This is a genomic window from Aliiglaciecola lipolytica, assembly GCF_018860635.1.
Classification (GTDB): Bacteria; Pseudomonadota; Gammaproteobacteria; order Enterobacterales; family Alteromonadaceae; genus Aliiglaciecola; species Aliiglaciecola lipolytica_A.
This window is the reverse complement of sequence record NZ_JAHKPT010000021.1, coordinates 85,129-94,544: the sequence shown is the minus strand read 5'-3', so window position 1 is coordinate 94,544 and position 9,416 is coordinate 85,129. Positions and strand designations below refer to the sequence as shown.

Genomic DNA, 9,416 nt, shown 5'->3' with positions numbered 1-9,416 from the left:
CCTGAAGGCCATGCTACAACGGCGGTGGATTGGTTTATTCCATGGCCTGAAGGCCATGCTACAACGGCGATGGATTGGTTTATCCCATGGCCTGTAGGCGGGTGTTTCAACCCCGCGTTGGAACGGTATTATTCCATGGCCTGAAGACCATGCTACAACAGCGTTGAAACGGTATTATTCCATGGCCTGTAGGCCATGCTACACCGGCTGTGGATTGGTTTATCCCATGGCCTGTAGGCGGTGGCTTTAACCCCGCGGGAGATTTGATTTATTCCATGGCCTGAAGGCCATGCTACAGGCGTGGTGATAACTGCTGGATGAATTCGATTAATGAGTCCGCTAAGGTTTCTTGGGGCTCTAACCCTATCTGCTCTAACATTACTCGCCCAGACTCATTGTGTACACTGACAATAAAATCATCTTCGTCGGTAACGGCAAAGAACAATGTATCTTGTTGACCTAAACGTCTTTTCATCAATACATGGGCAACTAAATTTTGCTGTAATCGCTCAAAATCTTCGTCGTTCCACGGCATCAACAATTGCAAGTTTCCCCGTGCCGTTTTAGCATTTAGATTATCACTCCAAAAGCAGGTATAGTACTCCTTAAGTTGTTCATCCATCTTAATTTCAAGGGCTTGCTCAAAGTGCTCGAAGTGCTTTTGACTTGTTTGTTTGACGGGTATCCAAGGAACCCATTCATCTTGCTCACCGGTTTGTTGATAGCATTTTGATGGCCAATTTTCATCATACTGAATAACTAACGGGTGCTGATTGCGTTGATGACAATCGACATATTCAGAAACAAAATTTTGTAGTGCCGAATCAATGCTCACAGACTACACTTCCTTATATTTAAATTTAAGATGACTTGAAACAATCAAGGTGAATACCAATTATCTGCGATAATACGCAAACAAAACCGGTCAAAAGTACAGATACCTAAGATAAATCAACACTTAAGGTATACTGCAGAAGTATTGTATAACGAGAAGGCTAAATGACAAATAAAACCGATGAGATACGTAATTCGTCTCCGGCACTAGAAAAGCTTACATTAGGTAAGACAGTAGAATATGTGCAAACCTATTCCCCCGATTTACTTCAGGCAGTTCCGCGCAGTCTAAGCCGGCAAGCAATTGGTTTAACCGATAAACTGCCATTTAGCGGCGAAGATATCTGGAACGGTTATGAGCTTTCATGGCTTAATCTGCGAGGTAAACCCCAAGTCGCAATCATGCAATGTATCGTTCCTTGTGACTCGCCAAATCTAATTGAATCAAAAAGCTTCAAATTATATCTAAACAGTTTCAACCAATCTAAAGTTGAGTCAGTTGAACAGTTAACTCAAACTTTGCAGTCTGATTTGTCAAACTGCGCTGGAAAACCGGTTCAGATAAAAGTGATTTTACCCAAGGATTTCGCAGCCCAGAAAATCCAAGAAATGGCTGGCCAAAATATTGATGACCAAGATTTAGAGTTTACCGATTATCAATTAGATGCCTCGGCATTGAAGGTAACCGCTAAGCAAGTTAGTGAAACCTTGTACAGTAACTTACTAAAATCCAATTGTTTGATCACCAATCAACCCGATTGGGGAAGTATCATGATACGTTACACTGGTGCACAAATAGACCAAGAATCACTTCTGCGTTACCTCATCTCATTTCGCATGCATAATGAGTTTCATGAACAATGTGTAGAACGAATTTTTCGCGATATTAAACACTTTTGCGAACCATCTAAATTGACAGTTTATGCGCGATACACTCGTCGTGGTGGGCTCGACATTAATCCTTTTAGAAGTGACTTCGAATCGGCTTACAGCATTTCAAGACAAGCGCGTCAGTAAGAAATTAAAATAGGACAATCTATGCTTTCAATACAATTAAACCCAGTTGGGCCCCTAAGCCAACTGTCACAGTACGAAGTAGATAGACTCAAACAATCGGTAAACAGTGATCTGTATAGACTTTTTAGAAACTGTTGTTTAGCTGTATTGAATTCAGGTGTAGAAGAAGACAATTCCGAGCAACTTTTTTCACCCTACGAGAACTTTGAAGTCAACCTAATCAGGCGCGAACGCGGAGTAAAAATTGAATTAGTCAATCCTCCAGCAGTGGCATTCGTGGACGGACAATTAATTAAAGGTGTTCATGAACATTTATTTGCCGTGCTCAGAGATATTCTGCACATGGGAGTGAAATATAAGCTTGATGAAGTTCATGAATCCCAATCGCGAGATTTAACCGATTTAGTGTTTGACATGTTACGCCACGCAGAAGTCATTAAAGTGGGCAGCGATCCTAATATGGTTGTGTGCTGGGGCGGTCATTCAATTGGCGAAGTCGAGTACAAATACACCAAAGAAGTGGGATACCAGCTTGGCCTTCGAGAAATGAATATTTGCACCGGCTGTGGTCCAGGGGCGATGAAAGGCCCGATGAAAGGCGCCGCAATTGGACACGCCAAACAACGCTACAAAACCGGCCGTTACTTAGGTATGACAGAGCCATCTATTATTGCCGCAGAGCCGCCCAATGCTATCGTCAACGAACTGGTTATCATGCCTGATATTGAAAAACGTCTGGAAGCATTTGTGCGTGTTGCCCACGCTATTGTGATTTTCCCTGGCGGCGTAGGGACAGCAGAAGAATTGTTATATCTGCTCGGTGTGCTTCTAAATGAAGATAATCGAGAGCAAATTGTCCCAATCATTCTAACTGGACCTGCCCATTGTAAAGACTACTTTGAATCAATCGACAAGTTTGTGGGTGCCACCTTGGGACCAGAAGCACAAGCTCTATATGAAATTATTGTTGATGATGCCGTGAAGGTCGCGCAAAAAATAAAAAGCAAACAATTAGAAGTACGTGCACACAGACGCAATACTGGTGATTCATATTTGTTTAATTGGCTATTAAAAATTGAACCGGAATTTCAAAAACCCTTCGAGCCGACTCATCAAAGCATGCAAGAACTGAATTTGCATTTTTCTCAACCCAAAGCCGAACTTGCTGCCGCACTGCGCAAAGCATTTTCAGGAATTGTGGCGGGAAATGTGAAATCAGAAGGGATTAAACAAATAAGACAACATGGTCCGTTTAAAATTAACGGCGATCCTAAATTAATGAGTATGCTAGACACCCTATTGCAATCATTTGTAAAACAGCAACGAATGAAGTTACCCGGCAGTGAATATAGCCCGTGTTACCAAGTAATAACCTAAGTTAAGCCATCCGTTTTTCACGTTTAGTGGCCTTTATTCATCCCGGCATTTTGATTAAAATGAGGATAATTGAGTTTGAGAAAAATTTATGAATAGTAAAGTAATACAACGTATCGGAATTGGCGTATTTATCTACGTATCGCTAGTTGTAATGCTGATATTGTTTAATCCAGATGATACATCCAGTATGGGATGGGAAGATCGTCAGGAGTACAATAAGGTACAGTTGACCAAAATTAAAATAGGCGACCTTAGATCAGGGATCGTCGAATTATTAGGGCCACCAGACATTAGTGAAGCCAAACTGGTTGGAGATACCCAATTACAGGTCATGTTTTACCGCACGACTTGGAACCAATCGGATGGCATAACCACCCAAGACGAATGTACCCCACTTTTGTTTGAAGATGAAAAGTTAATTGCCTGGGGCGAAGGCACGTATCAAAGTTACTTAAAACTCTAGTGGCTTTTATGCATTTGTTAGTGTTTGTTAATTAATGCCAACGCAGAGCTTGTTAAAAGCATTCGGGCAGGTTTCCACGGTACTTGAAGAAGTGCGACAAAACCCCGTTGGACCTGAGCAAATTAAACGCATTGTCAAAGTTTCTGAATACTTTTTATCTGCATTTAAACTCTCGCCTGATGTTTTTGTCGCCCAACCGCTTCTGTACAAATCTAGAAGTGGTTTTTTAAATAATCTAACGTTTAACACCCTAGTCTATTGTGCACTCATTTGTAACCGAGCACGCATCAACGACTTATGCTGCCAACAATTATTGAGTTGCATACTCACTCTTTATTGTGAACGTCAGGAAGATCTACAAGGGTTTTATCAACAAAACCAACGCCCTTCCCACCACCGGAAAAGCGTTCGACTATTGCAAATTCTTAACAGAGCCAATCTACAAACTTGGATGGATGGGTATCAAGTCTACAAATACCTTTTTTCTAAATTTGAAAATAACCGGAGTTGGCCAAAAGATCTGACTAAAAACCAACAGGTTATTTTGTTGGCCCATCAACTTGCGACGCAAGTTACTCCCAGTGAGGTAAAAAAGCCGGTCCATTTCTCCAGTGCAATCCGAAAACTGACTCAAACCTGTCCAGAGAGTTACTTAAATAGCTTAAATGGATTGCTCCAATATCCAACGCTGATTTGTCCCGGCACGCTAGTAAAGCTTGATCAACAGCAGCCTGCGGTTGTGTTGAGTGTATCTGAAGATAAAGTACTGGTAATTGTGATTAATTCAAAAGGAGATGAGAAAGCCCAATTGAAGCGCGTATTTAACGACAATATTCAACGGGTATCAGCGACACAAACAGTAACTGGCTTTAGTCAAATTCAGCGATGGTGGGATATCAATTGGCAAATTGAAAAAAGCGATTGTATCAACCCAATAGAAGATAACTTTCCATTAGACAAACCGCCTACATTACTGCTGGAAGTTCAAAAGCACCTTAATAGCGGTTCAGTGGATATCGACAAATTAGCATTGCAAATTAGTTCCGAGCCCGCCTTTGCTGATTACCTAAAACAAACAGCGACAATTTCGAATAGAAATAAGCTACCAGTGCAACAGGTAAAGCATGGTTTAATGATGCACGGTTACGTGAAAGCAAATTCAATGCTTATTCAACAAGCTTTGTTATTGAGATTGAATCAAAGTCATTTCCCCTTGCAACAAAACTTTACGCAATTTATTCGATTAGCCAGTCAAATTGCAGCCAACCTCAGCGCACAAAATAAACATGTATCTCCAGAGGAAGCATCAACATTGTTGTGTTTTGCCTGCAGTGGCTTATTCACCCAACCAGCACTAAAAACCCGTACTCAATGGACTCGGCGCCAAGAGCGCCAACAAGACATTAGCTATTTATTCGATTTTCGTAATCCCGAAACGTTACGCAATCACAGCCTAAAGTTATGCCAAGCTTGGCAACAACCCACTTCTTACAGTGATGCAATAATGGCAAATAGTCAGGATTCCGATGAACTGTCGAAAAATCCGATTCTTAACACATTGACAGTAACACTAGGTTTAAGTGTTCTATTAGCCAGACGACTGTATTTTTCCGAACACCAATTAAATGATGTATCGCAACGTTTTTATACTAACAGCTTAAGGTTTTTAAAATTAAATGAACAAAAAGTTAGTGAATTGTTAGCTAACTCACTACCACAAAGTCACAGTTACTGCGCTTTACCTTAAAATTCAAAAAATCTGCTGGAATAACGGTGAAATGGCGGTAATACGTGGAAAATCAACTGAAAAAATGGTATAAATCCGCCCCTAAATTTCAGTCTAGACGCCGGTTAAATACCCAGCCCTCAAAGTGTAAAATAGGAATTCATCATGACACAACAACGTATTACCGTTATCAAAGGCGATGGTATCGGACCTGATATCGTCGATTCTGCCCTACAGATATTAGAAAAAGTTGGCTGCGACTTTGCGTATGATTTTGCCGATGCAGGTTTAATGGCGCTGGAGAATCACGGCGAACTGTTACCGCAAGAGACTTTAGATCTTATTGAAAAGAACAAAGTTGCGTTAAAAGGTCCACTGACAACGCCAGTGGGAGAAGGCTTTACTTCTATTAACGTTAGCTTGCGTAAAAAGTTCCAGATGTACGCAAACGTTCGTCCAGTTTTGTCTTTTAAAGGTACCAAAGCACGTTACGAAGACATTGATATCATTACCGTCAGAGAAAATACTGAAGGAATGTACTCAGGCTTAGGGCAAGTGGTTTCAGACGACGGCACAGAAGCCGAAGCAAAGAGTATCATTACGCGCAAAGGCGCAGAACGTATTATCACATTCGCTTACGAGTTAGCTCGCCGCGAAGGACGTAAAAAAGTTACTGCAGTACACAAAGCGAATATTTTAAAATCAACATCAGGTTTGTTTTTAAAAGTAGCCAGAGAAATAGCCGATAAATATCCCGATATCGAGTCAACAGAGATGATCGTTGACAATGCATGTATGCAATTGGTTATGAACCCACATCAATTTGATGTCATGGTAACCACCAACTTGTTTGGTGATATTCTATCCGACCTGTGTGCAGGCCTCGTGGGCGGTTTAGGTATGGCACCAGGTGCAAACATAGGTTCAGACTGTGCCATTTTTGAAGCGGTACATGGCTCAGCACCAGATATTGCAGGTAAAAACCTAGCGAATCCAACCTCTGTTATTCTTGCCTCAGTACAAATGCTTGAATATTTACAGATGGGTGATAAAGCTGAAAAAATCCGTAATGCATTAAAAGATGTTATTGAATCTGGTGATCGCACAACACGAGATCTTGGTGGCGAGCACGGCACCACAGACTTTACTCAAGCGGTATTAGATAGACTTTAAACACTTATTTATGGTGAATTTGAAAGCTGGAACTTTTCCAGCTTTTTTTCGCCTATCCTCATTCATATAAAAACTAGACTTTACATGTATTCAAAGCCGGACTAATTTTAAATCGTGCAAATTAAGCACTAACGGATTAAAAATGAACACGGAGAATCTATATGAAAAAGTTCTTACCTACTTTAGTAGTTGCTTGTGCAGTCTTTTTAGCAAGCAGCCCACTAACCATTCAAGCGAAAAGTTTAAATCAAAAAGTTGAAACTGCGAAGACTCAGTTACAAACTCAGTCAACACCTATCAATTTAAATACAGCAACAGCCGACGATTTAGAAGCCTTACCTGGTATTGGTTCAAAAAAAGCGCAAGACATAGTCGCTTATAGAAAAGCCAATGGCAGCTTCAAGCGTGTGGAAGATATCACCAACGTTAAAGGCATTGGGAATCGAATGTTAGAGAAATTGAAAACATCTATTTCGGTGAAATAAAAAAAATGGCGCCAAATTGGCGCCATTTTCATATTCTTATTAGCTTATTTGATTGTTGCTTTCAAAAACTCAAGAAACTCATCTTTAATTTCTTCGTGGCGTAGGCCGTATTCGATATTGGCTTTCATATAACCTAACTTACTTCCACAATCATGGCTTTTACCGGTCATGTAATATGCATCAACCTGTTCTTTTTCCATCATGGTATCAATGGCATCAGTGAGTTGAATTTCATCACCAGCGCCTGGTTGAGTTTTTTCAAGCTCATCCCAAATACTTTCAGATAGAACATAACGACCTACAACGGCTAAATTAGAGGGTGCTTCTTCCAAAGGTGGCTTTTCTACCATCTTATGGATTTTAGCTGACTCACCTTCACCTAGCTCTTTTCCAGCTAAATCAACCACACCGTATTTATGAACCTGATCATCAGGCACCGCTTCCACCATGATTTGACTTACCTGACTGGTATTAAAAGTAGCCACCATATCAGCCAAGTTATCTTTCTTGGGATTACATGCGGCATCATCAATGATGACATCAGGTAAGACAACAGCAAAGGGGTTGTCGCCTATCATTGGACGGGCACATAGAATAGCGTGGCCCAAGCCTTTCGCTACACCTTGACGCACATGCATAATGGTTACATCTTTAGGGCAGATAGCTTGCACCGCTTCGAGCAATTGGCGTTTAACACGTTTTTCTAATGTGGCTTCCAATTCGAAACTGGTATCGAAATGGTTTTCGATACTGTTTTTACTCGCATGAGTTACTAATATAATTTCTTTCAAACCTGCGGCAACACATTCCCCAACCACGTACTGAATCAGTGGTTTATCGACTACTGGCAACATTTCCTTTGGAATAGCTTTTGTTGCTGGTAACATCCTCGTCCCCAGTCCTGCAACTGGAATGACTGCTTTTTTAACCTGACTCATATTAACGTTCCTTTATTGATAATCCACGACCTATGGCGTAGTAATGCAATCCGTATTCCTGCATTAACGAAGGTTCAAATAAATTTCGTCCATCAAATAATAATGGCTCAGATAACGACTGTTTTATTAACTCAAAATCAGGTGCTCTAAACGCCTGCCACTCTGTACAAATAACCAAGAAATCAGCACCTTTAAGTGCGGCTTCTTTGGTACCTGTTAAACTCAAATCATCACGTACGCCGTAAATACGCTGTGTCTCTTCCATCGCTTCAGGGTCGTAGGCTTGTACCTTTGCGCCAGCTTCCCATAGATTTTCCATCAAAACACGACTAGACGCTTCGCGCATATCATCTGTATTGGGTTTGAACGACAACCCCCAAATGGCGACAGTTTTGCCTTTCAAATCATTGTTGAAATGACGACAGATATATTCGAATAACTTTTCTTTTTGTTTGTAATTAACGGCTTCAACCGACTCAAGAATCTTTGCAGTATAACCAGCTTCACTTGCACTACGAGCGAGCGCTTGCACATCTTTGGGGAAACACGAACCTCCATAACCACAACCAGGATAAATAAACTGATAGCCAATTCGTGGATCAGAACCTATGCCCAGTCGCACATTTTCAATGTCAGCACCAAACACCTCGGCTAAATTAGCCATTTCATTCATAAAGCTGATTTTAGTAGCCAACATGCAGTTAGCAGCATATTTGGTCAATTCAGCACTACGAATATCCATCACAATAATCTTGTCATGGTTGCGATTAAATGGTGCATAAAGCTCTCTTAGCTTTTTTTCTGCACCATCACTGTCAGTACCGATAATGATACGGTCCGGTCGCATACAATCATTGACTGCAGCGCCCTCTTTTAAAAATTCTGGGTTTGAAACTACATCGAAGGGAATTGATTTGCCAAGAGCCTCTTGGACTTCAGCAATTTTAGCTTTCACTTTATCCGCAGTACCAACAGGAACCGTTGATTTGTTAATCACAATTTTATGTTGATTCATAGCTTCGGAAATCGTTTTCGCTACCGCAAGCACATATTTTAAATCTGCAGAGCCATCTTCATCAGGAGGCGTACCTACGGCAATGAAAATCACATCACCATGCTCTACCCCTGCTTTGGCATCAGTGGTAAATTTAACTCGCCCAGCCTCAAAGTTAGACTTAACTAAAGGTGTCAAACCTGGTTCAAAAATAGGAATTATTCCTTTTTCCAAGTTGTCCACTTTGTTTTGGTCCACATCAACACAAACAACTTGGTGACCGACTTCTGCCAATACAGCTGCTTGCACTAACCCCACATAACCAATACCAAAAACGGTTACTTTCATTATCTTTAGTTCCTTTAATTATTTAGCTGTATTTTTGTGAGCAATTTTCATGCAAATAATT

At 40.9% G+C, this 9,416-nt stretch carries 9 protein-coding genes; 6 read left to right on the top strand and 3 right to left on the bottom strand.

The genetic code is table 11. The features are described from left to right. Positions 1–292 precede the first annotated feature (292 nt). Positions 293–835, bottom strand: a complete 543-nt coding sequence (gene syd / locus KO530_RS08930) for a SecY-interacting protein (RefSeq protein ID WP_216048078.1) — start codon at positions 833–835, stop codon at positions 293–295. A 164-nt stretch (positions 836–999) separates the two neighbouring features. On the opposite strand from syd, the gene queF reads away from it, so the two are divergent. The 6 genes from queF (at position 1,000) to KO530_RS08900 (ending at position 7,075) form a co-directional block, all read left to right on the top strand. Beyond that, the gene (gene queF / locus KO530_RS08925; protein ID WP_216048077.1) at positions 1,000–1,851 is read left to right on the top strand and encodes an NADPH-dependent 7-cyano-7-deazaguanine reductase QueF; all 852 of its coding nucleotides are present in this window, start codon (positions 1,000–1,002) and stop codon (positions 1,849–1,851) included. 21 nt (positions 1,852–1,872) lie between these two features. Further along, positions 1,873–3,228, top strand: a complete 1,356-nt coding sequence (gene ppnN, locus KO530_RS08920) for a nucleotide 5'-monophosphate nucleosidase PpnN (protein WP_216048076.1) — start codon at positions 1,873–1,875, stop codon at positions 3,226–3,228. Positions 3,229–3,316: 88 nt separating this feature from the next. Next, positions 3,317–3,691, top strand: a complete 375-nt coding sequence (locus KO530_RS08915) for a DUF3192 domain-containing protein (RefSeq protein WP_216048075.1) — start codon at positions 3,317–3,319, stop codon at positions 3,689–3,691. Between the two features lie 34 nt (positions 3,692–3,725). Next, entirely contained in the window at positions 3,726–5,438 is a 1,713-nt protein-coding gene (locus KO530_RS08910; RefSeq protein ID WP_216048074.1) for a hypothetical protein, read from the top strand. Between the two features lie 144 nt (positions 5,439–5,582). After that, the gene (locus KO530_RS08905; protein WP_216048073.1) at positions 5,583–6,590 is read left to right on the top strand and encodes an isocitrate dehydrogenase; all 1,008 of its coding nucleotides are present in this window, start codon (positions 5,583–5,585) and stop codon (positions 6,588–6,590) included. 161 nt (positions 6,591–6,751) lie between these two features. Next, positions 6,752–7,075 (top strand): ComEA family DNA-binding protein, encoded by a 324-nt coding sequence (locus tag KO530_RS08900; protein ID WP_216048072.1) that lies wholly within the window; start codon positions 6,752–6,754, stop codon positions 7,073–7,075. Between the two features lie 44 nt (positions 7,076–7,119). Here KO530_RS08900 and galU read toward each other — a convergent pair whose 3' ends face one another. Beyond that, positions 7,120–8,013, bottom strand: coding sequence for a UTP--glucose-1-phosphate uridylyltransferase GalU (galU, locus tag KO530_RS08895; protein WP_216048071.1), 894 nt, complete (start codon positions 8,011–8,013; stop codon positions 7,120–7,122). A gap of 1 nt (position 8,014) precedes the next feature. After that, the gene (locus KO530_RS08890; protein WP_216048070.1) at positions 8,015–9,355 is read right to left on the bottom strand and encodes a UDP-glucose dehydrogenase family protein; all 1,341 of its coding nucleotides are present in this window, start codon (positions 9,353–9,355) and stop codon (positions 8,015–8,017) included. Positions 9,356–9,416: the final 61 nt, after the last annotated feature.